Below are 25,104 nucleotides of genomic sequence, written 5' to 3'. Positions count from 1 at the left end.
AGTGGTCAATCTCGAGAGGTCAGCGTGAATAGTGAAATGTTTGGTATTACGGGTTTAAAAGCGGTTTGTGGAGCCTGCAACAAAGAGTTTTCTCTCAGCAGGAGGCGTCAACGTGAATTGTTCGAAAAAAAGAGCATCGTGTGCGCATCGTGTCGGAGCATTCAGATATTGTCTCAAGAGCAGATTGAAGCGTTAAGAGGCAAGGGCAATCCCGGACTTGAATATGAAGCCATGATGGGGTTCTTTGGAGTTGTCAGTGTTTTTTATCACGGTTCGTTAGTAAGGGATCTGGTGCAGGGTAGCCTCTCTATAAGGCCAGTCGACTTCATCCTGGCCTCATCAAGTCTGACCATTGGTATTCTTCTGGTAGGCGTTATTTTAAGGCGCGCGACTCGTGAAATTAAAGTCGAACTGACACGTCATCATGTTAATTAAATACACTGGAGATGATAGGCCAAAGCAGATTTTTTGGACTGGCATCCAGGACTTAATAGCGCCGACGTCTCTCTGTGCCTTGAAGCCCACAGCTGCATCAACGAATGCATTGGTCCAACAGAACATCATTTAAATAAAAACTGCCTACAGGGCCCTGTCGGCAGTTTTTAAATCAGACGTTATTGATCAACGATTCACAATTGTCTGAATCTGATGCAGGTAAGTTTCACCGGCAACAGGTTGCAGCACGAGTGCGTCCTTGTTCCAGGCGGAAGGCAGGCGGCTGATTTCTTCGAAATAATCAGCTACCTGGCCGCGTTGATCTTCAGGCACCAGGTCCAGCATGTATTCCAGACCACCCGGTTTGCCCAGGAATTCACCCAGTACATAACCGGTGCGAGTCCAGTCATGGTTCTCATGGAAAATGCGATCGGTTGGAGCGGCAGGCTGCTCTGGCACATAAAGAATGTACTGGCCTTCCGGGCCGCGGATCACAAACAGGCGAATCAGAGTGGCACCGCCGTGAAGCGGCATAACGAAACGACCGATGGTGATGCCGTCTTCATCGGAGGCGACTGGAGCATTGATGACTTGCTGGATAAGGTCTGCGCCTTCCGGAGAAAGCAGACCTTTGGACAGCTGGTCAGCAGACATCCTGTTCAGGTCGTCGCGGATGTAGTCAACGTATTTAGAGTCAGTCATGATTTAAATCCATTTAAATTAAACAAAGTCCATTTTGAGTGTTGTCCTGATTCGCATCTTGTTGGTGTTTGCTGACAGGACGGTGACAATTTATCAGTGCGCAAAGACGACGTGCGATACATGTTTATCGCGTCTGAAGAGGGGTGTATCGAGATGTTTTTTCAATAGCGGGCGATCAGCTCAAGACAGGCTTGAGCTGACATCGTGCACCGGGTCGGAGTAGAGCCGACCCGGTCAGTCGATCAACTGTTGGGCAACAGTCGGCAGGTGATGCTCTTGATATAGCGCGTCTCTGCAATTGCAGGATGCACCGGATGATCCGGGCCCTGGCCACCACGTTCCAGCAGCTGAATATTGCGGTCCAGATGGCGGGCGCTGGTCAGCAGAATGTTTTGCAGGTCGTCTTCCGGTAGGTGCATCGAGCACGAGGCGCTGACCAGAATACCGTCCTTGGTGAGCAGGCGCATGGCTTGCTCGTTCAGGCGGCGGTAGGCACCTTCACCGTTTTTCATGTCCTTCTTGCGCTTGATGAACGCAGGCGGGTCGGCCACGATTACGTCGAAACGCTCTTCGCTTGCCTTCAATTCTTTAAGCGCCTCGAACACGTCACCTTCGATGCAGGTCAGCTTCTCGGCAAAACCGTTCAGGGCGGCATTGCGTTCCACGCCGTCAAGGGCAAAGGAGGACGCATCGACGCAGGTGACATCGCTGGCGCCGAACGCAGCAGCCTGGATACCCCAGCCGCCGATGTAGCTGTACAAGTCCAGCACGCGCTTGCCTTTGACGTAAGGTGCCAGGCGCGCACGGTTCATGCGATGATCGTAGAACCAGCCAGTCTTCTGGCCAGCCATGACCGGCGCTTCGAACTGCACGCCGTTCTCCTCCAGCGCGACCCATTCCGGAACCAGACCGAACACGGTCTCGACATAGCGATTCAGGCCTTCGGCATCGCGGGCGGCCGAGTCGTTCTTGAACAGGATGCCGCTTGGCTTGAGCACCTGGACCAGCGCGGCGATCACATCGTCCTTATGGTGTTCCATGGTGGCCGAGGCCATTTGCACGACGAGGATGTCACCGAAACGATCCACCACCAGACCCGGCAGCAGGTCCGAGTCGCCATAGACCAGGCGATAGAACGGTTTGTCGAACAGGCGATCACGCAGCGACAGCGCTACGTTCAGGCGATGAACCAGCAGTGACTTGTCCAGCGGCAACTTGACGTCGCGCGACAGCAGACGCGCGCAGATCAGGTTGTTGGGGCTCATGGCGACGATGCCCAGCGGCTTGCCGCCGGCGGCTTCGAGAATGGCTTGATCGCCAGCTGCAAAACCGTGAAGAGGGGTGGCGGCTACATCGATTTCATTGCTGTAGACCCACAGATGGCCGGCGCGCAGGCGACGGTCGGCGTTGGCTTTGAGGCGCAAGCTAGGCAGGGACATGACGTCGCTCCGGAAAAAAGAGCGGGATTATAGCGCGTCATCCCGGTTGCGCGCCGGGATGACGAGAATTAACACGGTCGTTTATGCCGACAGCGCTTCAATCAGCTTGCTATTGAATGCCGGAATGTCATCGGGCTGGCGGCTGCTGATCAGCTTGCCGTCGGTGACCACTTCCTGGTCAACCCAGTTGGCGCCAGCATTCACCAGATCGTCTTTCAATGTCTTGAAGCTGGTCATGGTCTTGCCTTTGACCAGGCCTGCGGAGATCAGCAACCAGCCGCCGTGGCAGATAACCGCCAGTGGTTTGCCGGATGCGCTGGCATCCTTGACGATCTGCTGTGCGTCACTGTCCACGCGGATAGTGTCGGAGTTCTGCACACCGCCCGGCAGGACGATGCCGTCATAGTTGCTCGCGTTGGCGGCCTTGAACGTGCCGTCCACCGGAAAGTCGTCAGCCGGTTTGTCATGATTCCAGCCTTTGACGTTGCCGTCCTGGCTGGAAAGGATTTCTACGGTGGCACCCGCTTGCTCCAGAGCTTCCCTTGGGCCGGTCAGTTCGACCTGCTCGAAACCATCCGTTACAAGAATCGCGATGCGTTTACCATTCAGTGCGTTTGACATGGGGTCCTCCAGTCTCGTGCCTAGGGATGGCGCATTGCTGGCCTTTATGAGGCCAAGCCTGCGTCGGTTACACAGAGTCCGAAGCTGTCTGTAAGCCAAAGTTCCGAGAAAATCAGCAACGAAGGTGATGGACCGTTGCCTGATGAGGGGGCAGAATCCCGTTATGCCTTCGAGTAAAGACCTATGCCTCCAGAGCTAACATCCGAGCAGATCCAGCAAGCGTTGCAGGGCATCAGCGTGCCCCCGCAGCCGCAGATCATGGTGGATCTGCAGATGGAACAGTACATGCCAGACCCTGATCTGGGCGTGATTGCGCGGCTGATCGCTCAGGATCCGGGCCTGTCCGGGGCGTTGCTGAAAATCGTCAACTCGCCTCATTACGGCCTGTCCAACAAAATCGCGTCGATCCAGAAGGCGGTAAATCTGCTGGGCAGTCGCACCGTCATCAATCTAATCAATGCCCAGTCGATCAAGGGTGAGATGAGCGATGAAACCATCGTGACCCTCAACCGTTTCTGGGACACCGCTCAGGACGTGGCGATGACCAGTCTGACGCTGGCCAAACGGATTGGCTCGCAGGCAGTGGACGAATCCTACGCCTTGGGTCTGTTTCATGACTGCGGCATTCCGCTGATGATCAAGCGTTTCCCGGACTATATGACCGTGCTTGAAAGCGCCTACGCCAATGCAGGTCCGGAGTGTCGTGTCGTGGATACCGAAAACACGGCGTTCGACACCAACCATTCGGTGGTTGGCTATTACACCGCCAAGTCGTGGCGACTGCCGGATCATGTCACCGAAGCCATCGCCAACCATCACAACGCTCTGGCGATCTTTCAGGACGACTCCAGCCGTAATGCGGTACTCAAGAACCTGCTGGCCCCACTCAAGATGGCTGAGCATATCTGCCAGTCCTATAGCGTTCTGGGCAATCAGGACGAAGACCACGAGTGGGAAAGCATCGGTGCACTGGTGCTGGACTACGTCGGCCTGTCCGAGTACGACTTTGAATACCTGAAGGAAAGCATTCGCGAGCTGGGCGCGCACTGATTCTGCTCATCGCTCGTTTTTCCTTTCCGCACGACCGAGTTATCCATGCCTGAATTACCAGAAGTCGAAACCACCCGACGCGGCATTGCGCCCCATCTCGAAGGGCAGCGCGTCAGCCGCGTGATCGTGCGCGACAGCCGTCTGCGCTGGCCGATCCCCGAAGACCTCGATATCCGCCTTTCCGGGCAGCGCATCGTGCAGGTCAACCGCCGCGCCAAGTACCTGTTGATCCAGGCGGAAGTCGGGACCCTGATCAGCCATCTGGGCATGTCGGGCAATCTGCGTCTGGTTGAGGCCGGATTGCCCGCGCTCAAGCATGAGCACGTGGATATTGAACTGGAGTCGGGTCTGGCCTTGCGCTACACAGACCCTCGACGCTTCGGTGCGATGCTCTGGAGTCTCGATCCGCACGCACACGAGCTGTTGATTCGTCTGGGGCCGGAGCCGCTTACCGACCTGTTCGATGGCGAGCGTCTCTATGAGCGCTCCCGAGGCAAGTCGATTGCGGTGAAGCCCTTCATCATGGATAACGCGGTGGTTGTCGGCGTGGGCAATATCTATGCGACCGAAGCGCTGTTCGCCGCCGGGATCGACCCGCGCCGCGAGGCGAAGAGTATTTCCCGGGCGCGTTACCTGAAACTCGCGATCGAGATCAAACGCATCCTGGCTTACGCCATAGAGCGGGGAGGCACCACGCTTCGCGACTTCATCGGTGGCGATGGCAAGCCGGGTTACTTCCAGCAGGAGTTGTTCGTGTACGGGCGCGGCGACCAGCCATGTAAGGTATGCGGCACCACATTGCGTGAGATCAAACTGGGTCAGCGCGCAAGTGTGTACTGCCCCAAATGCCAGCGCTGAAAACAGAACCGTGCCATGAAACATCATGGCCACTTGCTTAACCCCCATCGCTGTTTATAGTGATGGGCAGACCCTTACGCCACGCCTGAAGGACCACGCTATGAGCCCGTTTCGTATTCTTGCTGCCATGCTGGCGCTGTTCTTTGGCCTGCAGGCGGTGCCCGCCGTTGCGGCGGAAGTAGCTGAAGGCAGCGGAAACCCGGTCTACACCATCCAGAACCCACCCGTGTTCGCCATGGTGGGCGATCTGCTCATCGCGCGACCGCTGTTGATTGCCGCCACGGTGATCGGAACAGGTCTGTTTGTGATAGCCGCGCCGTTTGCGGCTGCAGGCGGAAACTTCAAGGCGACCGCCAAGGCGCTGGTAGTCGACCCTGGCAAGTCGGCCTTCGTGCGTTGTCTGGGGTGTACGGGTGATGGTTATGGCAAGCAGCAGTAAACGTTGATCAAACCACTTTGCTGGTAATGATCCGATACTTGTCCATCAGCTGTTCCTTGCTCTCGACGTGATTTTCATCCAGAGGGATGCAATCCACAGGACAGACCTGCTGACATTGGGGTTCGTCGTAGTGGCCCACGCATTCGGTGCACAGGTTCGGATTGATCACGTAGATCTCCTCGCCTTGTGAAATCGCCTCGTTCGGGCACTCGGGTTCGCAGACGTCGCAGTTGATGCAATCGTCGGTGATGATAAGGGACATGAAATGCTCCTGCCGCGGCCGACGCCGGGGCACATGAAAACCAATGCCGCGAATTGTGCCGCATTAGTCCTCAGGTTGCACCTGCACGTTCCTGCGATGTGTTATCGCTTGAACCGCTGAGTCAGTGCTTCGGCGACTGCAGGATGCACGAACTTGGTGATATCGCCGCCCAATGCCGCGATTTCGCGCACTAACGTCGACGAAATGAACGAGTAGCGCTCTGATGGCGTGAGAAACAGACTCTCGACGTCCGGTGCCAGCTGGCGGTTCATGTTTGCCAGCTGGAACTCATATTCGAAGTCCGACACGGCACGCAGGCCACGCAGAAAAACGTTGGCGTTCTGTTCCTTGGCAAAGTGCGCAAGCAGCGTCGAGAAGCCTACGACTTCCACATTCGGCAAGTGTTTGGTGACCTCGCGGGCCAGCTCCACGCGTTGTTCCAGAGGAAACAACGGGTTTTTCTTTGGACTGGCGGCAACGGCAATGACCACTTGATCGAACAGGCGCGAGGCTCGCTCGACCAGATCTCCATGGCCCTTGGTAATAGGGTCGAAGGTGCCTGGGTACAACACTCGGTTCATCGCGTCGTCCTGGTCGGAGTCCGTTGTGGGACTCGGATGGTATCGCAGCCTTTCCGATGGGCCAAGCCGCGCAGCGGGCATCAAAGGTCGTATTGCGCCGATTATCGGCCATTTTCGGCTCAAAAAGCCCTGTTTACAGGCTTGCAGTGCTTTTTTTGATCAGCGCAAAAAGAGTTTATAAACCCAGCGTTGAATCGCACGTCCGTATGGCGGATAAATCAGTCGCGCCGCATTGATGCGCTGTTTGACGAACACGCCCTTGGCCTGACTGAACGTCAAAAAGCCTTCATGTCCATGGTAATGGCCCATGCCTGATGACCCGACACCGCCGAACGGCAAATCGTCCTGAGCTGCGTGCATCAAGGTGTCATTGAGCGACACGCCTCCAGAATGGGTTCGCTCCAGCACCTGCTGCTGTTCTGCCTTGTTGTAGCCGAAGTAGTAAAGCGCCAGCGGGCGAGGGCGTTGATTGATGTAGGCGTAGGCATCTTCGACGTTTCTGTACGGCACAACAGGCAGCAGGGGGCCGAAAATCTCGTCCTGCATGACCAGCATGTCGTCACTGACGTTCAACAGCACGCTGAACGGCATCCGCCGATCCTGGCCCTGGTCATAGAGTGGGATAAGGGTTGCGCCTTTACTGATGGCGTCTTCCTGATAGCGGCTCAGTCGGTCGAATTGACGCTGATTGATGATCGACGTGTAGTCCGGATTATCGATCAGCGTCGGATAGAAACGTTTGACTGCCTGCCGGTAAGCGTCCACGAACCCGGCCAGACGGTCCTCTGGCACCAGCACGTAATCGGGCGCGATGCAGGTCTGGCCTGCGTTAAGTGTCTTGCCGAAGGCGATACGCTCGGCGGCGTCTTCAAGGGGTACGTCATGGGACACGATAGCCGGCGACTTGCCGCCCAGTTCCAGTGTGACCGGTGTCAGGTTTTCGGCCGCTGCCCGCATCACGTGCCTGCCGACACTGGTCGCGCCGGTAAACAGCAGATGGTTGAATGGCAGGCGCGAAAACGCCATGCCGACCTCGGCTTCGCCCTGCACGATGGTAATCAGGTCTTCGGGAAATGTCAGGGCGAACAGACGCTTGAGCAGTGCGCCGGTGGCAGGTGTCGATTCGCTCAGCTTCAGCATTACCCGGTTGCCCGCCGCCAGCGCGCCGATCAGCGGGCCTATGGCCAGAAACAGCGGGTAATTCCACGGCACGATGACTCCAATCACGCCCAGCGGTTGGTAGACGACCTTGGCAGAGGCTGGCTGGAACGCCAGGCCCACGTGGCGTGGCGAGGGCTTCATCCAGCGTTTCAGGTGCCTGCGTGCATCGCGGATCCCCAGCAGGCTCGGCAGCAACTCGGCCAGCAGCGTTTCATCGGCGCTGCGATGGCCGAAATCCTGATCGATGGCCTCGATCAGCTCCTGCCTATGAATGCTGATCATCTTTTCCAGGTGTTTGAGCCATTGCAGACGCTGCCCCAGAGGCGGCATCGGGTTGGCGGAAAAGGCGCGCTGCTGCGCCGCGAAGGCCGCATGCATTGACTGAAGCGCCTGCTCATCCTGATGAAGAGTGTTTTCCGCCAGCATGGTCGCTTCCGGTGAGTGATTAACGGGGTTTCTAGAGTCATTGCTCTACAAAGTCAACGTTCGCCTGAACGATAGCTGGCAATCAGAGCGCGTGATGTTCGCCGATGATGCGCTTGCGCTACTATCGGCAACATCTCATCAGTACTCGAGCGGTTCAGGCAAGCATGGCACCACGCACTAAAACCCGTGAGCGTATCGTTCAGGTCAGCCTCGAGCTGTTCAATCAGCAAGGCGAGCGCAATGTGACGACCAATCACATTGCGGCCCACATGGAAATTTCGCCGGGCAATCTGTATTACCACTTCCCCAACAAGCAGGCGATCATCGCCGAGTTGTTTGGTCAGTACGAAGCGCTGGTAAAGAGCTTCCTGATGCCCACCCAGGATCGCCTGCCAAGCATCGAGGACAAGCGCGATTATTTTCTGGCGATACTCGATGGCATGTGGCGCTACCGCTTTTTGCACCGTGATCTGGAGCATTTATTGGGTGCCGATCCCGAGCTGGCGGCGCGCTATCGATTGTTTTCCCAGCGCTGCCTGGTTCAGGCGATGGCCATCTATCGAGGTTTCATCGACGCAGGCATTCTGCAGATGGATGAGTCGCAGATTGAATGGACCAGCCTCAATACCTGGATTGTGCTGACGTCATGGGTGCGCTTTCTGTGTACGGCGCGGGAAAATTCCGAACATTTGAACGAAGACGCCATTCGACGCGGCGTCTATCAGGTGCTTATGCTTGAGTCAGGCTTCATCGCACCGCAGGCTCGCGAGGCGTTCGATGCCTTGTGCCAGGCGTTTCATGCGCCACTGCACAAGGTGCTGGTGTGAGTGCGAGATGAAGTGCCTGGTTATCCGGTTTTCTGTCACAGGAGTTTGTCATGTCCATCGCGCAACTGATTGGTCCTGAACAGCTGGCGGCACGTCAGCAAACGCCAGGGCTGGTGATTCTCGATTGCAGGTCTGCTCTGGAAGATCCTGATTACGGGCAGCGCAGTTATGCACAGGGCCACATCGAAGGCGCCCGTTTTGCAGACTTGAACCGTGACCTCAGCAGTCCGGTCGTCAAGGGCAGGACTGGCCGCCACCCGCTGCCTGACGCCGACACGCTGGTGGAGCGTCTCCGGGCATGGGGCATCAGCAATGACAGCGATATCGTGCTCTACGACGACGGCCCCGGCATGTACGCTGCTCGCGCATGGTGGCTGCTGGCATGGCTGGGCAAGCGCGAGGGCGTGTACCTGCTCGACGGCGGCCTCAAGGCCTGGCATGCGTCAGGGCTGCCGCTGAGTCTGGATGCGCCGGGCGGCGAGCCGGGAGACTTCACTGGCGAGCCTGACATGTCGCTGGTGCTCAGTGCCAGTCGTCTGCAGGGGCGTCTCGGTCGTCCGGAAATGACGCTGATCGACGCCCGTGCCGAGGCCCGGTTTCGGGGTGAAGTCGAACCGATCGATCCGGTCGCCGGGCATATCCCCGGTGCGCAGTGTGTGGCGTTCAACGAGAACCTTGGGCCCGACGGACGTTTTCTGCCGCCCGAGCAGCTCAAACAGCGGTTCGCCGAAAAACTGCAAGGTCGACCTGCGGAAAGTCTGGTGTCTTATTGCGGATCTGGCGTCACGGCCTGCCACAATCTGTTCGCGTTGTGCCTGGCGGGTTATCCACTGGGAACGCTGTATGCCGGATCGTGGAGTGAGTGGATCGTTGATCCCGAGCGCGAAGTTGCCACTGGAGCAGGCTGAGCCTGCTCCTTCAAGTCGTGTAGGGGTTGTCGCGTTCGTGTGCGATGCCCAGCCACAGCGGAATTCGTCGTTCAAGGTAGTAACCGGGATTGCGCAGCGAGCCATCGACGAACCCGACATGCCCTCCCTTCGCCTGCAGCTCGAATTCTGTACAGGATGACAGTTCTTCAGGGTCAGGCAGGCTGTGCGGGAACACGAAGGGATCGTCTGCTGACTGGATGATCAGCGTCGGCGTCTGAATCTGTCCCAGGTAATAGCGGCTCGAGGCCTTGCGGTAATAATCCTGGGCATCGGTAAAGCCATGCAGTGGCGCCGTTACCCGGCCATCAAAATCCCAGAAGGTGCGCATGTTTTCCAGTGAGCCCAGTGCCGCCAGCTCGGCAAGGCCTTCACTGAGCCCTTCGCTCTGGAAGCGGGTCTGCTTGTCACGAATGTAAGCCAGCATCTCGCGCATGAAATGCCGCTGGTAGACCCGTGAAAATCCCTGCCCGATGCGATTGGCGCACTCGTCCAGCCGAAACGGTACGGAAACGGCCACAGCCCCCAGCAACTTGCTGTTCGCACCCGACTCGCCCAGATACTTGAGCAACACATTGCCGCCCAATGAATAGCCCACGGCGTACAGCGGCGCGAGAGGGCGCAACGACCGCAGGTGCGCGATCACTTCCGCCAGGTCTTCGCTGGCCCCCGAGTGGTAGCTGCGCGACAGCAGGTTCGGCTCGCCGGAGCAGCCGCGCCAGTTCAACGCCACACTCGCCCAGCCTTGCGTCGCCAGTGCCTTTTGCAGTCCCGCCACATACGGTGAGTTCGACGAGCCAGTCAGGCCATGCAGCACCAGCACCAGTGGTGCATCGACCTGATGTGGCCCATGCCAGTCCATGTCGAGAAAGTCCCCATCCTGCAACCACACCCGTTCACGCGTACGCGCCAGCAACGTCCGTTTGCGCCACAACGGCCCCCACAGGGTTTGCAGATGCGGATTGCCCAGGCCGGATGCAGGTACGAACGGATTGACATGAAAACGAGAGGTGGGGCTGTTAGGCACGGTCTTGCTCATCGATGAATTCAGTTGCTGACAGGTTGTACGTTGCCACTAAGTGGCACGGGATGTAAGAGGGGGTTGGTCGAGTGGTTCGATAACGGGAATTGAACGTCACGCATCATCTGATAGCCGGTGGCGTTCAACTGATTCTGGCGTATGGCTGTATAGGCGGCTGCTCTCGATGCTCGGCTTGCCATAAATCGTAGTCTGCCTGGATGCCCAGCCAGAGGCGCGCGCTACTGATACCGGCCCGCTCAAGCCTCACAGCCAGATCCGGACTTACGGGCGCATGCCCATGCAGAATCCTCGATAGAGTTTCTCTGGCGAACCCGAGATGGCTCGCAAATTCTGTGATAGTGGTTTCCAGACCCGGTATCACCTCTTCGAGCAGAATTTCGCCCGGATGGGGGGGGTTGAACATTTCCATATGGACCTCCTTTCAGTGGTAATCCAGATAGTCGACCAATTCGACATCTGTTCCTGCGAAACGAAAAATCACTCGCCAATTGGCATTGATGGTGATTGACCAGAATCCGGACAGGTCGCCTTTGAGTGGATGAAGGCGCCAGCCAGGAATATTGACGTTGTCCGGCGTTGACGCGTGGTTCAACAGTGTCAAAACGTGAGCAATACGCCTGGAATGATCTGCGCGGATTCCACTCGTAGAGCCGGTTTCAAAAAAGGTTTTTAGTCCTTTATGGTTCCAGCTGATGATCAATGCGCCATTGTGATGCGATACATCACGCTCCGCAATTGGCGTGCGAATGATCTGCTTGTTACATCCATATCCAGCCCTCGCTTATCGTTCAAACCTGTAATGGTGGAGGGGGATATGACTATAAAATGCGATGGCGGATCAACGAATCCGGTGTAGGGTGTTTCCCTGATTTGTGTAAGTGGCGCTTAGATCCGCTTCACAAGACATACTCAGCCTTTCCATGCAAAGCAGTGTGTTGCTCTGTCCACTCCGGTTGCGAGAACGCAGTCCTCGAAGTGGACTTTCCCAAGAGAGGCAACGAGATCTAAAATCCTTATCCCCGTTGCCAAAGCGCGTAGTACACCTGACCGGCTTTTTTCTCGCGATGCAACCGCCAGGAGCCCGGCAGGCCGGTGGTGGAAGGAGGCGTTTCGCTTTCGGTATAGATCCAGGCCTGATCCGCCAGCCAGCCACGGGTTTCCAGCAGGTTGCAGGCCGAAGCCAGCAGGCCCTGATGGAAGGGCGGGTCTAGGAACACCACGTCGAACGGCGATGCCTCGGCGGTTTCCAGGTGGCGCAGTGCGTCGGTCTGGGAAACCTGGCCGGTGGTGCAGTTCAGTGCGGTCAGGTTCTGGCGCAGGCTGGCGATGGCCGTCGCGTTGCTGTCCAGCGCCAGGCCCATGCTTGCACCGCGGGACAGCGCTTCGAAATACAACGCGCCACTGCCGGTGAATACATCCAGCACCCTGGCTCCCGCGATATAGGGCGCCAGCCAGTTGAACAGGGTTTCGCGCACGCGATCGGGTGTCGGGCGCAGGCCGGGGGCGTCGGGGAAGGTCAGTTTGCGACTGCCCCATTCGCCGCCGATGATACGAAGCTGACCCAGGCCGTTATGGCCCTTCGGACGTGGATTGGCCATCAGTGCTCTGGAACCCCGGCAGGTTGACGAGTGGGTTTATCGGTCGGCGCAGGCAGTTCTTTCTGCGCCACGGTCGGGCCGACGGTCACGATGACCATCTTGTCGACATCCAGGTGCTTGCTCATGGCGGCCTTGACCTGCTCGACGGTCACGCCTTGGGCGGCGGTCATGTAGTCCTCGAGGTAGGTCAGCGGCAGATCATAGAAACCGATGGCACCCAGTTGAGCAACGATAGCGGAGTTGCTGGCGGCGGTCAGCGGGAAGCTGCCGGTCAGTTCGCGCTTCACGTCGTCGAGTTCTTTCTGGGTCGGACCGTTGGCGAGGAAGTCCTTCACGATGCTCTGTACCAGCTTCAAGGTGTTTTCATTCATCTCGGCGCGGGTCTGCAGGTTGATCATGAACGGCCCTTGAGCCTGCATGGCACTGAAGCCGGACGAAACGCCGTAGGTCAGACCGCGCTTTTCGCGCACTTCGGTCATCAGGCGGCTGCCGAAACCGCCACCGCCCAGGACCGAGTTGCCCACGGTCAGCGCGGCATAATCCGGGTCGTTACGTGTGATGCCCAGTTGTGCCAGCATCAGCAGCGTCTGGTTGGAGGGAAACTCAATGTGCGTGACACCGGCCTTCGGCTCGACCGGATCGACAACTTTCGCCAGTGCCGGGCCTTTTGGCAGTGCCGCCGAAACCTCTGCTGCAACGGCCTGTGCTTCTTCCTTCGACAGATCACCCACCAGCGCGATCACCGCATTGCCAGCCGCATAGCCTTTGGCGTGGAACGCCTTGAGCTGAGCCAGAGTGATGGCGTTGATGCTTTTGGCGTCTCCATCGCTCGGGTGCGCGTAGGGATGGTCGCCGTACAGCTTCTCGAACAGCGCCTTGCTGCCGATAGTCCCGGGGTTTTGCTTCTGGTATTCGAAGCTGGCACTCAACTGATTCTTGATGCGGGCCAGTGAGTCTGCCGGAAAGGTTGGCTTGCCGACGACTTCACTGAACAGCTTCAAGGCCGGCTCACGCTTGTCGGGTGCGCTCAGGCTGCGCAGCGAAGTGACGGCCATGTCGCGATAGGAGCCGTTTTCGAACTCGGCGCCCAGGCCTTCGAAGCCTTGGGCGATAGCGCTGACGTCCTTGCCTTTGACGCCTTCGTTGAGCATGGCGTTGGTCAGCAGGGCGATGCCGGGAGTCTTCTCATCCTGGCTGCTGCCTGCGGCGAAGATCAGTCGCATGTCGATCATCGGCAGTTCGCGGGACTCGACGAACAGCACCTTGGCGCCTTCGGCGGTGTTCCAGGTCTGAATGTTCAGCGCGCGGCGAGCGGGTGCCTTGCCATCCAGTTCCTTGAGCGTTTGCAGGTTGCTGCCCAGTGGCTGGGCGGCAGTTTCATCCGCCATGGCGGGCTGGACGATGAAGGTACTGGCCAGGATCAGGCCAAGCAGCGCATGACGTGGAGCGTTGCGCTTGATCATTTGGCTTTCTCCTCAGGCAGAACGTGCGCGATGCTGAGGCGCTCGCGAGTGAAATAGGTGTTGGCAGCCTTCTGGATGTCCTGGGGCGTAACGCTTTGCAGGGCTTCCAGTTCTCCGTCCATCAGTTTCCAGGACAGGCCGACGGTTTCCAGTTCGCCGATCATGGTCGCCTGACTGGTGATCGAATCGCGCTCGTAGACCACGCCTGCAATGACCTGCGCCCGCACACGCTCCAGCTCTTCAGCGGAAGGTGCCTTGGTTTTCAGGTCGTCCAGCAGGCGCCAGATACCGGCTTCAGCGTCGGCCAGAGTTTTCTTCTTCTGGGCGTTGGGGGTGGCGCTGATCATGAACAGGCTGTCCCCACGGGCAAAGGCGTCATAGCGCGAGGATGCCGCTGACACCACTTCTTCGCCGCGCTCCAGGCGCGATGGAATGCGCGCGCTGTAACCGCCGTCGAGCAGTGCTGCGATCAGGCGCAGTGCATTGACCGAGCGTTGATCTTCCGCCGTGGCCACACTGGGCACGTTGAAGCCGTAAAGCAGGCTCGGCAGTTGGGTTTTGACATGCAGGGTAATCTTGCGCTCACCGGGTTCGGCCAGTTCAAGCGGTTTCTTGGACGGCGGCACGTCACGACGCGGGACGGGGCCGAAGAAGCGTTCAGCCAGGGCCTTGACCTCATCCGGCTTGACGTCGCCGACCACCACCAGTGTGGCGTTGTTCGGCGCGTACCAGGCTTCGTACCAGTGGCGCAGTTCCTCGACCTTCATGCGCTCAAGGTCTGCCATCCAGCCGATGGTCGGTGTGTGATAGCCGCTGGCGGGGTAGGCCAGCGCGTTGAAGCGTTCCAGTGCCTTGCCCAGCGGCTTGTCATCAGTGCGCATGCGGCGCTCTTCCTTGATGACTTCGATCTCGCGGCTGAACTCGTCGGGCGGCAGCTTAAGGGTCGCCATGCGGTCGGCTTCAAGTTCCAGCGCGACGGCCAGGCGATCACTGGCCAGGACCTGATAATAGGCGGTGTAATCATTGCTGGTGAACGCGTTCTCTTCTGCGCCCAGATCGCGCAGGATCAGCGAAGACTCGCCTGGCCCGGTCTTGCTGCTGCCTTTGAACATCATGTGTTCCAGGGCATGGGACAGCCCCGTCTGGCCAGGCGTCTCGTAGCTTGAGCCGACCTTGTACCAGATCTGGGATACCACCACAGGCGCACGGTGGTCTTCGCGGACGATAACCTTGAGGCCATTGTCGAGGGTGAATTCATGAGTCGGTTGCGGATCGGCGGCCAATGCTGTCAGCGGCAAACAGATTGTGCTGAACAGCAGGCCTGCAGCACGGCGGGCTAGAACATTCATTCGTGGTTTGAACCTGTAGGACGGCCTGCGTGAACTTGGCGTCGGCAGGCGCGGGGGTATTAGGATACTGGTCCGTTCGCATGAGAAACAGCCTTCACAGGTCAAATGCGAGTGAAGCGTGTTTGGAACGAAGCTGAAAGATAGCCTTAGAAGGGGCTGCCCCGTGAGCAGGCAGCCCGGAATGTAGCTTTTTTTGCATGTCAGAATCTTTCAGGGTCGCTCTGTTGGCGTGCGGCAATCTGATTCTGAATGAGGCTGGGGTGGAGAAAGCCCTGCGACAGCTTCCATCAGATTGCTCGTTCAGGTCAGCAACCTGATGGAAAGAGTAAGATCAGTTAGACAGTCTCATTTCTCCATAGCTGTCAGTGCCCTTTGACGCTGACTGTTTGAGACGTCAGCCGTTCTGTGTCGGTACAGGCAGCTCTTCCTGCGGCACGGTCGGGCCTACGGTCACCACGATCATCTTGTCAGCACTCAAGTGCCTGCTCATGGCCGAATTTACCTGCTCGACCGTCAGTTCCCGGATGGCTGTCATGTAGTCATCGAATTGGGAAAGGGGAAGGTCGTAGAAACCAATGTCGGCCAACCTGGAGCCGATCGCACCGTTGCCAGCTACCTCCAGAGGGAAGCTGCCGGTTATTGCGCGTTTGACGTCATCCAGTTCCTTCTGGGTCGGCCCGTTGGCCAGGAAGTCGTGCACGATCTCCTGAACCAGCTTCAAGGTGTTTTCACTCATCTCGGCGCGGGTCTGCAACTCGATCATGAAAATTCCAGGCGCTTTCTTGGTAAGGAATCTGGACCAGACGTTGTAGGTCAGGCCGCGCTTTTCACGTACTTCTGTCATCAGGCGGCTGCCGAAACCGTTGCCGCCCAGTATCGAATTGGCCGCCATCAGCGCGGCATAGTCAGTGTGGTTACGCGCTATGCCCGACTGGCCCAGCAAAATCTGCGTCTGGCTGGAAGAAAATTCGAAATGCGTCGAACCTGCCTTGGATTTGACAGGATCGCCAGCCTTCGTCAGTGCGGGACCCTTTGGCAGCGAGGCTGAAACCTGGGCCGCGATAACCTCGGCTTCTTCTCTGGAGGCATCCCCCATCATGGCGATCACCGCATTGCCAGCGGCATAGGCCTTGGCATGAAATGCCTTTAATTGCTCTGCAGTTATTGCAGTGATGCTTTTTTCAGTACCGTCGGTTCGATGGGCGTAGGGGTGATCACCGTAAATGTTCTTGTAAAGCTCATCCCAGGCAATGGAACGGTGCTCCAGCTTCTCATTCTTGATACGTGTGAGCATCTGGCTCTTCAGGCGCGTCAACGAATCGCTCGGGAAGCCAGGTTTGCCGATGATTTCGTTGAAGAGTTTCAAGGCCGGTTCAAGCTTTTCCGCCGCACTCAGGCTGCGCAGACAAACCGTGGCTTTGTCATGATAGGGCCCAGCGTCAAACTGAAACTTGGCTCCAAGACCCTCAAAGATCCGGGCGATTTCGCTGGAGTCCTTGCCGTCGACGCCTTCTTTGAGCATGTAATTGGTCATTGCGGCAATGCCCGGTGTCTCGTCATCCTGGCCACTGCCTGCTGCGAAGGTCAGAATCAGGTCGAACATTGGCAGTTCGTTGGCCTTCACGAACAGTACTTTGACACCTTCTGCGGTGTTCCAGCTCTGGATATTCAACGCCCGACGAGCTGACTTATTGCGATCGAGTTCCTTGAGTGTCTCTAGTTTGCTACCCAGAGGCTGTCTGGTTGCATCGCCGTCCATGGCGGGTGGAGAGATGAAGGTTCCGGCAGGAATCAGGCCGGGCAGCGTCTGTTGTGGAGCGTTGTGCTTGATCATTGGGCTTTCTCCTCAGGCAGCACATGCGCGATGCTGAGGCGCTCGCGGATAAAGTAGGTGTTGGCGGCATTCTGGATGTCCTGCGGCGTCACGTTCCGGAGGGATTCCAGCTCGTCGTCCATCAATTTCAAGGGCAGACCGATCGTTTCAAGTTTGCCGAGTGTGGTGGCCTGGCTGCTTATCAAGTCACGCTCGTAAACCAGGTTTGCAATAACCTGTGCCAAGACACGTTCAAGCTCATCAGTGGATGGTGGCGTGGTCTTCAGATCATCCAATAGGCGCCAGATGCCTGCCTCGACATCAGACAGGGTTTTCTTCTTCTGGATGTTGGGGATGGCGCTGATCGTGAACAGACTGTCGCCCCGAGTAAACGCGTCGTAGCTTGAAGAGGCTGCGGACACCAGTTCTTCTCCACGTAAAAGTTGTACTGGAAGACGTGTGCCGTTACCACCGCTCAGCAATGCTGCAATCATGCGCAGGGCGCAGGCCGAGCGCTGATCTTCAGCTGTGACGAGGCCAGGCACATTGAAGCCATAAAACAGCCTGGGCAGCGCGGTGTCGAGAAGCAGGGTGATCTTGCGCTCGCCCGGTTCTGCAAGTTCCAGCGGTCTTTTCGACGGCTGCACCTCGCGGCGAGGAATGGGGCCGAAAAAACGTTCTGCCAGTGACTTGACTTCGTCCGGCTGAACGTCACCTACCACCACCAGCGTGGCGTTGTTAGGCGCGTACCAGGTTTCATACCAGTGACGCAGTTCCTCGACCTTCATGCGCTCAAGGTCAGCCCTCCAGCCAATGGTCGGGTTGTGATAGCCGCTGGTGGGAAAGGCGAGAGCGTTGAAACGCTCCAGGGCCCTGGCCTTCGGAACGTCATCGGTGTTCCGGCGCCGTTCTTCCTTGATGACTTCGATTTCGAGGCTGAACTCGTCGGCTGGCAACGTGAGGGTTGCCATGCGATCTGCTTCCAGCTCCAGCGCTACGCTCAGGCGATCACAAGCCAGCTCCTGGTAGTAGACGGTGTAGTCGGCACTGGTAAACGCGTTCTGTTCGGCACCGAGGCTGCGCAGGATCAGCGAAGACTCGCCTGGCCCGGTTTTGCTGCTGCCTTTGAACATCATGTGCTCAAGCGCGTGGGACAGACCGGTCTGGCCGGGGATTTCGTAGCTGGAACCCACTTTGTACCAAAGCTGGGAAATGACCACGGGGGCACGGTGGTCTTCGCGGACGATGACCTTGAGGCCGTTGTCGAGGGTGAATTCATGAGTGGGTTGAGGATCGGCGGTCGAGGCCGCCGACGGTAAGGTGTTGCGGGTTGAAATATTCATCCGTGAATATGAACCTGTTGTAGTACGCCCTGCCTGAACTTAGCGTCGGCAGGCGCGAGGATGTTAGGATAATGGTGTGTTTCGTCAGAACCGGCTTTCACCTGTCAAATGCGAGTGAAGCCTGTCTGAAACGAAGCTGAACCATATCCCACCAAAGGACTGCAAAGTGAACACGCGGTCCTAAAAGCAGTCTGTTTTTACTGTCAGAATTTTCCGGATCGCGCTCTGGCGTCCCGCAACCTTGAGATAGCCGTCCTCCATGTTTGGTTCTAACGACGACAAGAAAACCCCAGCTGCCGCTGGAGAGAAGAAAGGCCTGTTCGGGTGGCTGCGTAAAAAGCCACAGGAAACCGAGCCCGCGCCGCAAGAGTCAACCGCTGAACAGCCTGAACCGGTCGTCGAAGCGACGCCACAGGTTGAACCGCTCATTGCCCCTCAATCCGCTCCCCTGGCTGTCGAGCCTGCGCCTGCTGCCGAGCCGCAGTCGCATGTGGAACCGGGTCAGCCATCGCCCCAGCCCTGGCTGACGTTGCCGGTGGCTGAAGAGTCGGTGGCGCTGATCGACGAGCTTGAGCCCCACGTCACACCACCGATTCCCGAACAGCATCACGTATCGTCGGCACCTCAATACGCAGCGGCACCTGCTCCAGAGCCTCGGCCTGAGGCCGCGCCTGTCGCCGATATCGTGCCGGTCAGCGTTCCTGAGCCGGTACTTGTCGATCCTGCGCCTGTCGCAGAGCCGATGATTGACCCCGTGGCCCCGGCGCCAGTTGCGCAGCCGGTTCCGCAGCCCGTCGAGCCTGTTCAGGAACTCGCGCCTGTCGCTGCGCCTGTTCAAGAGCCTGAAGCCAGCAAGGTCGGCTTCTTCGCCCGCCTCAAGCAAGGCCTGTCGAAAACCAGCGCCAGCATCGGCGAGGGCATGGCCAGCCTGTTTCTCGGCAAGAAAGCCATCGATGATGACCTGCTCGAAGAAATCGAAACCCGCCTGCTGACAGCGGATGTCGGCGTCGAAGCGACATCGGTCATCATCCAGAGCCTGACCCAGAAGGTCGCGCGCAAACAGCTGACCGATGCTCAGGCGCTCTACACCTCGCTGCAAGGCGAACTGGCCGCGATGCTCAAGCCGGTCGAACAGCCGCTGGTCATCAAGGCCGAGCACAAGCCGTTCGTGATACTGGTCGTAGGCGTCAACGGCGCAGGCAAGACCACCACCATCGGCAAGCTGGCCAAGAAGCTGCAGCTTGAAGGCAAGAAGGTCATGTTGGCCGCAGGCGACACCTTCCGTGCCGCTGCCGTTGAGCAGTTGCAGGTCTGGGGCGAGCGCAACAAGATTCCGGTCATCGCTCAGCACACGGGCGCTGACTCCGCTTCGGTCATCTTCGACGCCGTGCAGGCCGCCAAGGCGCGGGGCATCGACGTATTGATCGCCGACACCGCCGGTCGCCTGCACACCAAAGACAACTTGATGGAAGAGCTGAAAAAGGTGCGCCGCGTAATCGGCAAGCTCGACGCAGATGCGCCGCACGAAGTGCTGCTGGTGCTCGATGCGGGCACCGGTCAGAACGCGATCAACCAGGCCAAGCAGTTCAACCAGACTGTCACGCTGACCGGCCTTGCGCTGACCAAGCTGGATGGCACCGCCAAGGGCGGCGTGATTTTCGCGCTGGCCAAGCAGTTCGGTCTGCCCATTCGTTACATCGGCGTCGGCGAGGGTATTGATGACCTGCGCACCTTCGAAGCCGAACCCTTTGTTCAGGCTCTGTTTGCGGAGCGGGAGCGTCCATGATTCGTTTCGAGCAGGTCGGTAAGCGCTATCCGAATGGACATGTCGGGTTGCACGAACTGAGCTTTCGAGTACGTCGCGGCGAGTTTCTGTTTGTCACCGGGCATTCCGGTGCAGGCAAGAGCACGCTGCTGCGCCTGTTGCTGGCCATGGAACGCCCGACAACTGGCAAACTGATGCTGGCTGGCCAGGACCTCGGCCAGATCAGCAATGCGCAGATTCCGTTTCTGCGTCGGCAGATCGGTGTGGTGTTTCAGAATCACCAGCTGCTGTTCGATCGCACGGTGTTCAACAACATCGCACTGCCCTTGCAGATTCTCGGGCTGTCCAAGCCTGAAATCGCCAAGCGCGTTGATTCGGCGCTGGATCGCGTGGCGTTGTCCGACAAGGCCGACCTGTACCCCGGTGATCTTTCCACCGGCCAGCAGCAGCGCGTCGGTATCGCGCGCGCCATCGTGCACCGTCCGGCCTTGCTGCTGGCGGATGAGCCGACCGGTAACCTCGATCCACGATTGGCAGCGGAAATCATGGGTGTGTTCGAAGACATTAACCGACTGGGCACCAGTGTGCTCATCGCCAGTCACGACTTGGCGCTCATCGCTCGCATGCGTCACCGTATGCTGACCCTGCAACGCGGTCGTCTGATCGGTGACGGGGAGGCCGGAGTATGAGTGCCACACGCAGTCCAAAGGTTGCAGAACGCGTCGCGCCAAAGGCGGCTGATCCTGCACCCGGAAAACAGAAAAAACAGCGTCACGATCACGACGATGACGGGCCGGACTTCAGCACGCTGCTTTCAGCCTGGCTTGAAAGCCATCGCTCAAGCATGGTCGACAGCCTGCGTCGTCTGGGCAAGCAGCCCATTGGCAGCTTTTTTACCTGTCTGGTCATGGCCATTGCCCTGAGCCTGCCCATGGGCTTGTCGTTGCTGTTGAGTAACGTCGAGCGTCTGGGCGGTTCCTGGCAGCGAGCAGCACAGATCTCGATCTACCTGAATCTGGACGCCAGCACAGCCGATGGCACTCGCATGCGTGATGAGATCAAGGCGATGCCCGGCGTGGCGGATGCCGAGTACATCAGCAGCGAACAGGCGCTGGCCGAGTTTCAGCAACAGTCCGGGCTGGGTGAAGCGCTCAAGGAGCTGCCGGTAAACCCGTTGCCCGGCGTGGTGCTGGTGACGCCAGACGAAGTCGACAAGCCCGCGCTGGAAGCCTTGCGCACCCGTCTTGCCGAACTGCCCAAGGTGCAGCAGGCCCAGCTCGATCTGGTCTGGGTCGAGCGCTTGGCAGCGATCCTCAAGCTGGGTGACCGGTTTGTGTTCGGCTTGACGGTTCTGCTGGTCTCGGCTTTGCTGTTGGTAATTGGTAACACAATACGTCTGCACATCGAGAACCGTCGCACCGAGATCGAAGTGATCAAGCTGGTGGGCGGGACTGACAGCTATGTGCGCAGGCCCTTCCTCTATATGGGCGCGCTGTACGGTTTCGGGGCAGGCATCCTGTCCTGGGGCGTGCTGGCCTATGGCTTGAACTGGCTGAACGGCGCTGTGACCGGATTGGCGGGGCTTTACGGAAGTGACTTTGCGCTCACGGGTGTGCCGATGGGTGATGGTTTTTCGCTCTTGCTTGGAGCGGTGTTGTTAGGGTATATCGGTGCTTGGATTGCGGTCGCCCGTCACTTGCGTGAACTGGCGCCACGGTAGAGCTAAAATTTGTTTCACCAGATTGGCTTCTGAAAATCAAGGAACTTGTCTCGCGGTTCCAAGTCAATCTGGCAGTGCTGAACTGCACATTTATGTGCGCTGGAGGTTTTTTCGTATGACCAATTCTTTGCAACCTGCTTATGCCTTAGTCCCGGGTGCGAACCTTGAGGCCTACGTGCATACGGTCAACAGCATTCCGCTGCTGACGCCCGAGCAGGAGCGTGAACTGGCTGAGAGTCTCTACTATGAGCAGGATCTGGGGGCGGCTCGGCAGATGGTTCTCGCCCACCTGCGTTTTGTCGTGCACATCGCACGCAGTTATTCCGGTTACGGTCTGGCTCAGGCTGACCTGATCCAGGAAGGTAACGTCGGTCTGATGAAGGCCGTGAAGCGTTTCAACCCTGAAATGGGTGTGCGTCTGGTGTCGTTCGCCGTGCACTGGATCAAGGCGGAAATCCACGAGTTCATCTTGCGCAACTGGCGCATCGTGAAAGTCGCCACGACCAAGGCGCAGCGCAAGCTGTTCTTCAACCTGCGCAGCCAGAAGAAGCGTCTGGCTTGGCTGAACAACGACGAAGTGCATCGCGTCGCTGAAAGCCTGGGTGTCGAGCCACGTGAAGTGCGCGAGATGGAAAGCCGCCTGACCGGCCACGACATGGCCTTCGACCCGGCAGCCGAAGCTGACGACGACAGTGCATTCCAGTCGCCAGCCAACTACCTGGAAGACCATCGCTACGACCCGGCGCGTCAGTTGGAAGATTCCGACTGGACCGACAACTCCACCGCCAATCTGCATCAGGCGCTGGACGTGCTGGACGAACGCAGCCGCGACATCCTCTACCAGCGCTGGCTGGCAGAAGAAAAAGCCACGCTGCACGACCTGGCGCAGAAGTACAACGTCTCCGCCGAGCGTATTCGTCAGCTCGAGAAGAGTGCGATGAACAAGCTCAAGACGTCGATAGCGGCGTAACGTAGCCGGTAACGCAAAACGCCCCGATCTGATCGGGGCGTTTTTGTTTAAAGGTCGTCAGCGTTGCATGTCAGCTGGTAGAAGTAGTTCGGATCATGGGGTTCATCACCGATGAGCCTGACGATTGCTTCCAACTGAGAAGCGTTCAGGTTGTAGCCTTCATCGCCCCACTGCTCGGATGTCCAGCCCATGATGTTTTTGAGCCGTTCGTCATTGCCGGCTGGGATTTCTTTTTCAAAAGCGAGAAATTCTGTTTTTCTGTCGAATGCTTCGAGTAGGTATTTCATGGTTCGATGCTCGTTTCAGCAGTAGACCTCTTTGGTCTGTGCTTCTGTTTTCAGTATGATCTGGCGTAGATGTATAACGTCTTCGCTGAGCGTATTCATCAACATTGGAGGAGTGCGATGAGCACGCTCAGTATATCGATAGCGGCATGATGCGTTGCCGCATCACAAAGTCCCAACGTTGGACAGTACGTTTTGGTTAGTAGCCATCAGCATTGCATGTCAGTTGGTAGTCGTAATTCGGGTCATGGCTTTCATCGCTTATTATCCTGACGATTGCTTCCAGCTGAGCGGCGTCCAGATTGTAGCCTTCATGGCCTAACTGCTCGGATGTCCAGCCCATGATGAGCTTGAGTTGTTCATCGTGGCCGGCCGGGATTTCCTTTTCAAAAACAAGTATTCCGGTTTTTTTGTCGAACGCTTCGAGCAGATACTTCACGGTTCGATACTCCTTTTAGGGTCGGCGTCTTTGGTCTGTATGCCTGTTTCAGGGTTGAATTCGCCTAAGTGTTTCCCCCGTTTGTTGTACATTTCTACCATTCCATGCTGATAGTCCCATTCAAAAATCAGACCTTTTGCGGTCTTCCATCGTTTACGTAATTTTCCACCACCCCTCACAGCAGTTTTGCGGCCTGTTTTGGTTGCTTCAGGAAAACCCGGTAACAATATTGGGGGGTGATGGTAGCTACCCTCCGAAAGACTCAGCGCAACATAGATAGGCTGTAAACCGGTATCTACAGGAAAAACCAGAATCGCATCCCGATAATCCACAGGCAGAACTGGATTTTCGTGATTCTGTTGCGCCCGCTCGCTGGTCGGATAAACCAGAATCAGTTTTGGAAATGATTTGACCTCAAGTGCAGGAATACCCAGCACTTCACTTCTGTCAGTTGCTGGCGTCCAGATCAGATTGATGCCTTGATCCAGTTCCGCAACGAATTCTTCGCCACGAGAAACTGCTTTGACGATCGGAACCTTCTGCCACTCTGGGTTGTTGCCTGTGTAGAATCCATAGGCATCTACACTGCCATCCGATAGCTGCTTGACGTTAAGTCTTACTTGAGTTCGGCCAAGCGTTAAGAGGTCATATTGCTCGCGCTTGTAAAAAGCACTGTCTTTGTCTGTATTGGCTGGTAACAGAAGCGCCAGGGTACCCACTACAGAGCCTCTTGCCATGGCGGGGCTAATGGCTTTTGAGATGATCTCAAGAGATAAACTGCCGCCAAGTCTCGCAGCAATATTTGTTGAGCTGGATGCAGGGGTCAGAAGTTTCAGGCTTGCAGGCCCCGACCCTATTGCAACTCCGGTACCAAGAGCCGCCCAATCGCCATAGTCATCCAGTACTTCAACAATGCTGAAGTCACAGCGTGTCATATCGTCGATAACGCCGTTTGGAAGTTTACGGGATTTGGAAAAGACGTAGCCGCAGCGTTGATCTTCCTCTTTTTTACGCTGAGCTAATTCGGCAGCTCGCTCTTTTGACTGATGTATGGCTTGATCAAGACGCGCCCTTTCTCTCTCTGCTCTCTCGTTATGAAGTTTCTCTTCAGCGTCGCGAGTGGCGAGTTCGGCTTCTGTCAGGTCGTCGATGTATCTATATCCTCCTCCATCTCCACCTGTATGGCGCCATGTTTGCTGTCTTCTTTTGCTCAAGGATAAGTTTCCGACTTTCTATCAAGCAAATCAGAGTAGATATTCTAAATTTCTAAACAAGGTCTCGGAATAAAACGAGATGGATACTACGAGAGTAAGTAAATAATCATACGTAGTGGCGGGGTGGTTTCATTCTTTAATGTTCTGCGCCGCACGACCTGGCGCAGAAATACAACATCTCTGCCGATCGTATTCGCCAGCAGCGAAAGAACGGGATGAGCAAGCTCAACCCGTCGATCACGGCACAGGTGGCTTGGTAAGCGAAAATCTGGACCTGATCGTGCCAATGCTCTGCGTTGGCATGCCGCTTGGGACGCTCCGCGTCCCGATCTTCTGATTACACTGATATCCAAGTGTAAACATCGGCAGGCGAAGCG

At 57.4% G+C, this 25,104-nt stretch carries 27 protein-coding genes and 1 pseudogene; 11 read left to right on the top strand and 17 right to left on the bottom strand.

Annotation, left to right across the window (positions count from 1 at the left end):
• Positions 1–24 precede the first annotated feature (24 nt).
• Positions 25–435 (top strand): hypothetical protein, encoded by a 411-nt coding sequence (locus CFBP1590_RS24615; RefSeq protein ID WP_134672668.1) that lies wholly within the window; start codon positions 25–27, stop codon positions 433–435.
• 186 nt (positions 436–621) lie between these two features.
• Here the strand turns inward: CFBP1590_RS24615 and CFBP1590_RS24610 are convergent, their stop codons facing one another.
• The 3 genes from CFBP1590_RS24610 to CFBP1590_RS24600 form a co-directional block, all read right to left on the bottom strand.
• Positions 622–1,137 carry a dermonecrotic toxin domain-containing protein gene (locus CFBP1590_RS24610; RefSeq protein WP_029243135.1) on the bottom strand — a complete coding sequence of 172 codons (516 nt, stop codon included), beginning with the start codon at positions 1,135–1,137 and terminating at the stop codon, positions 622–624.
• Positions 1,138–1,379: 242 nt separating this feature from the next.
• Positions 1,380–2,576, bottom strand: coding sequence for a class I SAM-dependent rRNA methyltransferase (locus tag CFBP1590_RS24605; protein WP_004884429.1), 1,197 nt, complete (start codon positions 2,574–2,576; stop codon positions 1,380–1,382).
• A gap of 81 nt (positions 2,577–2,657) precedes the next feature.
• The gene (locus CFBP1590_RS24600) at positions 2,658–3,197 is read right to left on the bottom strand and encodes a type 1 glutamine amidotransferase domain-containing protein (protein ID WP_088236092.1); all 540 of its coding nucleotides are present in this window, start codon (positions 3,195–3,197) and stop codon (positions 2,658–2,660) included.
• Between the two features lie 237 nt (positions 3,198–3,434).
• Between CFBP1590_RS24600 and CFBP1590_RS24595 the strand changes: the two genes are divergently transcribed.
• The 3 genes from CFBP1590_RS24595 to CFBP1590_RS24585 all read left to right on the top strand — a co-directional run bounded on the left by CFBP1590_RS24595 (position 3,435) and on the right by CFBP1590_RS24585 (position 5,544).
• Positions 3,435–4,247, top strand: coding sequence for an HDOD domain-containing protein (locus CFBP1590_RS24595; protein ID WP_179302779.1), 813 nt, complete (start codon positions 3,435–3,437; stop codon positions 4,245–4,247).
• Between the two features lie 45 nt (positions 4,248–4,292).
• On the top strand, positions 4,293–5,105 hold the full coding sequence (gene mutM / locus CFBP1590_RS24590) for a bifunctional DNA-formamidopyrimidine glycosylase/DNA-(apurinic or apyrimidinic site) lyase (RefSeq protein ID WP_004884425.1): 813 nt from the start codon (positions 4,293–4,295) through the stop codon (positions 5,103–5,105).
• 100 nt (positions 5,106–5,205) lie between these two features.
• Positions 5,206–5,544 (top strand): hypothetical protein, encoded by a 339-nt coding sequence (locus CFBP1590_RS24585; RefSeq protein ID WP_004884424.1) that lies wholly within the window; start codon positions 5,206–5,208, stop codon positions 5,542–5,544.
• A 7-nt stretch (positions 5,545–5,551) separates the two neighbouring features.
• On the opposite strand, the gene CFBP1590_RS24580 is transcribed toward CFBP1590_RS24585, so the two are convergent.
• The 3 genes from CFBP1590_RS24580 to CFBP1590_RS24570 all read right to left on the bottom strand — a co-directional run bounded on the left by CFBP1590_RS24580 (position 5,552) and on the right by CFBP1590_RS24570 (position 7,974).
• Positions 5,552–5,806 (bottom strand): YfhL family 4Fe-4S dicluster ferredoxin, encoded by a 255-nt coding sequence (locus CFBP1590_RS24580; RefSeq protein WP_004884423.1) that lies wholly within the window; start codon positions 5,804–5,806, stop codon positions 5,552–5,554.
• Between the two features lie 101 nt (positions 5,807–5,907).
• Positions 5,908–6,387, bottom strand: a complete 480-nt coding sequence (coaD, locus tag CFBP1590_RS24575) for a pantetheine-phosphate adenylyltransferase (RefSeq protein ID WP_004884422.1) — start codon at positions 6,385–6,387, stop codon at positions 5,908–5,910.
• A 159-nt stretch (positions 6,388–6,546) separates the two neighbouring features.
• Entirely contained in the window at positions 6,547–7,974 is a 1,428-nt protein-coding gene (locus CFBP1590_RS24570; protein WP_029243131.1) for a coniferyl aldehyde dehydrogenase, read from the bottom strand.
• Positions 7,975–8,138: 164 nt separating this feature from the next.
• Between CFBP1590_RS24570 and CFBP1590_RS24565 the strand changes: the two genes are divergently transcribed.
• Together CFBP1590_RS24565 and CFBP1590_RS24560 are read left to right on the top strand one after the other, a co-directional pair.
• A complete protein-coding gene (locus CFBP1590_RS24565; protein WP_058430907.1) occupies positions 8,139–8,801 on the top strand; it encodes a TetR/AcrR family transcriptional regulator in 663 nt (220 codons plus the stop codon).
• A 50-nt stretch (positions 8,802–8,851) separates the two neighbouring features.
• A complete protein-coding gene (locus CFBP1590_RS24560) occupies positions 8,852–9,709 on the top strand; it encodes a sulfurtransferase (protein ID WP_088236091.1) in 858 nt (285 codons plus the stop codon).
• 10 nt (positions 9,710–9,719) lie between these two features.
• Here CFBP1590_RS24560 and CFBP1590_RS24555 read toward each other — a convergent pair whose 3' ends face one another.
• The 8 genes from CFBP1590_RS24555 to CFBP1590_RS24520 all read right to left on the bottom strand — a co-directional run bounded on the left by CFBP1590_RS24555 (position 9,720) and on the right by CFBP1590_RS24520 (position 18,335).
• Positions 9,720–10,766: a hydrolase gene (locus tag CFBP1590_RS24555; RefSeq protein WP_088236090.1), complete on the bottom strand. Its 1,047-nt coding sequence runs from the start codon at positions 10,764–10,766 to the stop codon at positions 9,720–9,722.
• A 124-nt stretch (positions 10,767–10,890) separates the two neighbouring features.
• The gene (locus CFBP1590_RS24550) at positions 10,891–11,178 is read right to left on the bottom strand and encodes a HigA family addiction module antitoxin (protein ID WP_004884417.1); all 288 of its coding nucleotides are present in this window, start codon (positions 11,176–11,178) and stop codon (positions 10,891–10,893) included.
• 12 nt (positions 11,179–11,190) lie between these two features.
• The gene (locus CFBP1590_RS24545) at positions 11,191–11,469 is read right to left on the bottom strand and encodes a type II toxin-antitoxin system RelE/ParE family toxin (RefSeq protein WP_057409737.1); all 279 of its coding nucleotides are present in this window, start codon (positions 11,467–11,469) and stop codon (positions 11,191–11,193) included.
• 313 nt (positions 11,470–11,782) lie between these two features.
• Positions 11,783–12,367 carry a 16S rRNA (guanine(966)-N(2))-methyltransferase RsmD gene (rsmD, locus tag CFBP1590_RS24540; protein WP_069142959.1) on the bottom strand — a complete coding sequence of 195 codons (585 nt, stop codon included), beginning with the start codon at positions 12,365–12,367 and terminating at the stop codon, positions 11,783–11,785.
• Positions 12,367–13,830, bottom strand: coding sequence for a M16 family metallopeptidase (locus CFBP1590_RS24535; RefSeq protein WP_029243126.1), 1,464 nt, complete (start codon positions 13,828–13,830; stop codon positions 12,367–12,369). The genes rsmD and CFBP1590_RS24535 overlap by 1 nt, the downstream gene beginning before the upstream one ends.
• On the bottom strand, positions 13,827–15,179 hold the full coding sequence (locus CFBP1590_RS24530) for a M16 family metallopeptidase (RefSeq protein ID WP_004884410.1): 1,353 nt from the start codon (positions 15,177–15,179) through the stop codon (positions 13,827–13,829). The genes CFBP1590_RS24535 and CFBP1590_RS24530 overlap by 4 nt, the downstream gene beginning before the upstream one ends.
• A gap of 394 nt (positions 15,180–15,573) precedes the next feature.
• A complete protein-coding gene (locus tag CFBP1590_RS24525) occupies positions 15,574–17,013 on the bottom strand; it encodes a M16 family metallopeptidase (RefSeq protein WP_029243125.1) in 1,440 nt (479 codons plus the stop codon).
• Complete coding sequence (locus CFBP1590_RS24520) at positions 17,010–18,335, bottom strand: M16 family metallopeptidase (RefSeq protein WP_058430881.1); 1,326 nt, start codon at positions 18,333–18,335, stop codon at positions 17,010–17,012. The genes CFBP1590_RS24525 and CFBP1590_RS24520 overlap by 4 nt, the downstream gene beginning before the upstream one ends.
• Before the next feature lie 259 nt (positions 18,336–18,594).
• On the opposite strand from CFBP1590_RS24520, the gene ftsY reads away from it, so the two are divergent.
• From ftsY to rpoH, 4 genes are all read left to right on the top strand, one after another.
• The gene (gene ftsY, locus CFBP1590_RS24515; protein ID WP_088236089.1) at positions 18,595–20,121 is read left to right on the top strand and encodes a signal recognition particle-docking protein FtsY; all 1,527 of its coding nucleotides are present in this window, start codon (positions 18,595–18,597) and stop codon (positions 20,119–20,121) included.
• Positions 20,118–20,789, top strand: a complete 672-nt coding sequence (ftsE, locus tag CFBP1590_RS24510; RefSeq protein WP_004884405.1) for a cell division ATP-binding protein FtsE — start codon at positions 20,118–20,120, stop codon at positions 20,787–20,789. Before ftsY ends, ftsE begins: the two co-directional genes overlap by 4 nt.
• Complete coding sequence (ftsX, locus tag CFBP1590_RS24505; RefSeq protein WP_088236088.1) at positions 20,786–21,820, top strand: permease-like cell division protein FtsX; 1,035 nt, start codon at positions 20,786–20,788, stop codon at positions 21,818–21,820. The genes ftsE and ftsX overlap by 4 nt, the downstream gene beginning before the upstream one ends.
• A gap of 115 nt (positions 21,821–21,935) precedes the next feature.
• Positions 21,936–22,790, top strand: a complete 855-nt coding sequence (gene rpoH / locus CFBP1590_RS24500) for an RNA polymerase sigma factor RpoH (protein WP_004884403.1) — start codon at positions 21,936–21,938, stop codon at positions 22,788–22,790.
• Positions 22,791–22,837: 47 nt separating this feature from the next.
• On the opposite strand, the gene CFBP1590_RS24495 is transcribed toward rpoH, so the two are convergent.
• The 3 genes from CFBP1590_RS24495 to CFBP1590_RS24485 all read right to left on the bottom strand — a co-directional run bounded on the left by CFBP1590_RS24495 (position 22,838) and on the right by CFBP1590_RS24485 (position 24,727).
• Positions 22,838–23,077 carry a DUF7683 domain-containing protein gene (locus CFBP1590_RS24495; protein WP_088236087.1) on the bottom strand — a complete coding sequence of 80 codons (240 nt, stop codon included), beginning with the start codon at positions 23,075–23,077 and terminating at the stop codon, positions 22,838–22,840.
• 196 nt (positions 23,078–23,273) lie between these two features.
• Positions 23,274–23,513 carry a DUF7683 domain-containing protein gene (locus tag CFBP1590_RS24490; RefSeq protein ID WP_029243121.1) on the bottom strand — a complete coding sequence of 80 codons (240 nt, stop codon included), beginning with the start codon at positions 23,511–23,513 and terminating at the stop codon, positions 23,274–23,276.
• The gene (locus tag CFBP1590_RS24485; protein ID WP_088236086.1) at positions 23,510–24,727 is read right to left on the bottom strand and encodes a colicin E3/pyocin S6 family cytotoxin; all 1,218 of its coding nucleotides are present in this window, start codon (positions 24,725–24,727) and stop codon (positions 23,510–23,512) included. Before CFBP1590_RS24485 ends, CFBP1590_RS24490 begins: the two co-directional genes overlap by 4 nt.
• Positions 24,728–24,879: 152 nt before the next feature.
• Between CFBP1590_RS24485 and CFBP1590_RS28620 the strand changes: the two are divergent.
• Positions 24,880–24,987: pseudogene (locus tag CFBP1590_RS28620) on the top strand (hypothetical protein); the annotation flags it as partial.
• Positions 24,988–25,104: the final 117 nt, after the last annotated feature.

The organism is Pseudomonas viridiflava (assembly GCF_900184295.1).
In the GTDB taxonomy this organism is placed as follows: domain Bacteria; phylum Pseudomonadota; class Gammaproteobacteria; order Pseudomonadales; family Pseudomonadaceae; genus Aquipseudomonas; species Aquipseudomonas viridiflava.
Note: the sequence above shows the minus strand (reverse complement) of the source record. Positions and strands in the feature narration are given on the sequence as shown.

Coding starts and splice junctions, on each gene's coding strand:
- CFBP1590_RS24530 (WP_004884410.1), bottom strand. CDS start 15,179: ATGAATGTTCTAGCCCGCCGTGCTGCAGGCCTGCTGTTCAGCACAATC.
- mutM (WP_004884425.1), top strand. CDS start 4,293: ATGCCTGAATTACCAGAAGTCGAAACCACCCGACGCGGCATTGCGCCC.
- rpoH (WP_004884403.1), top strand. CDS start 21,936: ATGACCAATTCTTTGCAACCTGCTTATGCCTTAGTCCCGGGTGCGAAC.
- coaD (WP_004884422.1), bottom strand. CDS start 6,387: ATGAACCGAGTGTTGTACCCAGGCACCTTCGACCCTATTACCAAGGGC.
- ftsE (WP_004884405.1), top strand. CDS start 20,118: ATGATTCGTTTCGAGCAGGTCGGTAAGCGCTATCCGAATGGACATGTC.
- rsmD (WP_069142959.1), bottom strand. CDS start 12,367: ATGGCCAATCCACGTCCGAAGGGCCATAACGGCCTGGGTCAGCTTCGT.
- CFBP1590_RS24535 (WP_029243126.1), bottom strand. CDS start 13,830: ATGATCAAGCGCAACGCTCCACGTCATGCGCTGCTTGGCCTGATCCTG.
- CFBP1590_RS24520 (WP_058430881.1), bottom strand. CDS start 18,335: ATGAATATTTCAACCCGCAACACCTTACCGTCGGCGGCCTCGACCGCC.
- CFBP1590_RS24560 (WP_088236091.1), top strand. CDS start 8,852: ATGTCCATCGCGCAACTGATTGGTCCTGAACAGCTGGCGGCACGTCAG.
- CFBP1590_RS24610 (WP_029243135.1), bottom strand. CDS start 1,137: ATGACTGACTCTAAATACGTTGACTACATCCGCGACGACCTGAACAGG.
- CFBP1590_RS24495 (WP_088236087.1), bottom strand. CDS start 23,077: ATGAAATACCTACTCGAAGCATTCGACAGAAAAACAGAATTTCTCGCT.
- CFBP1590_RS24555 (WP_088236090.1), bottom strand. CDS start 10,766: ATGAGCAAGACCGTGCCTAACAGCCCCACCTCTCGTTTTCATGTCAAT.
- ftsY (WP_088236089.1), top strand. CDS start 18,595: ATGTTTGGTTCTAACGACGACAAGAAAACCCCAGCTGCCGCTGGAGAG.
- CFBP1590_RS24550 (WP_004884417.1), bottom strand. CDS start 11,178: ATGGAAATGTTCAACCCCCCCCATCCGGGCGAAATTCTGCTCGAAGAG.
- CFBP1590_RS24570 (WP_029243131.1), bottom strand. CDS start 7,974: ATGCTGGCGGAAAACACTCTTCATCAGGATGAGCAGGCGCTTCAGTCA.
- CFBP1590_RS24600 (WP_088236092.1), bottom strand. CDS start 3,197: ATGTCAAACGCACTGAATGGTAAACGCATCGCGATTCTTGTAACGGAT.
- CFBP1590_RS24580 (WP_004884423.1), bottom strand. CDS start 5,806: ATGTCCCTTATCATCACCGACGATTGCATCAACTGCGACGTCTGCGAA.
- CFBP1590_RS24605 (WP_004884429.1), bottom strand. CDS start 2,576: ATGTCCCTGCCTAGCTTGCGCCTCAAAGCCAACGCCGACCGTCGCCTG.
- CFBP1590_RS24525 (WP_029243125.1), bottom strand. CDS start 17,013: ATGATCAAGCACAACGCTCCACAACAGACGCTGCCCGGCCTGATTCCT.
- CFBP1590_RS24585 (WP_004884424.1), top strand. CDS start 5,206: ATGAGCCCGTTTCGTATTCTTGCTGCCATGCTGGCGCTGTTCTTTGGC.
- ftsX (WP_088236088.1), top strand. CDS start 20,786: ATGAGTGCCACACGCAGTCCAAAGGTTGCAGAACGCGTCGCGCCAAAG.
- CFBP1590_RS24565 (WP_058430907.1), top strand. CDS start 8,139: ATGGCACCACGCACTAAAACCCGTGAGCGTATCGTTCAGGTCAGCCTC.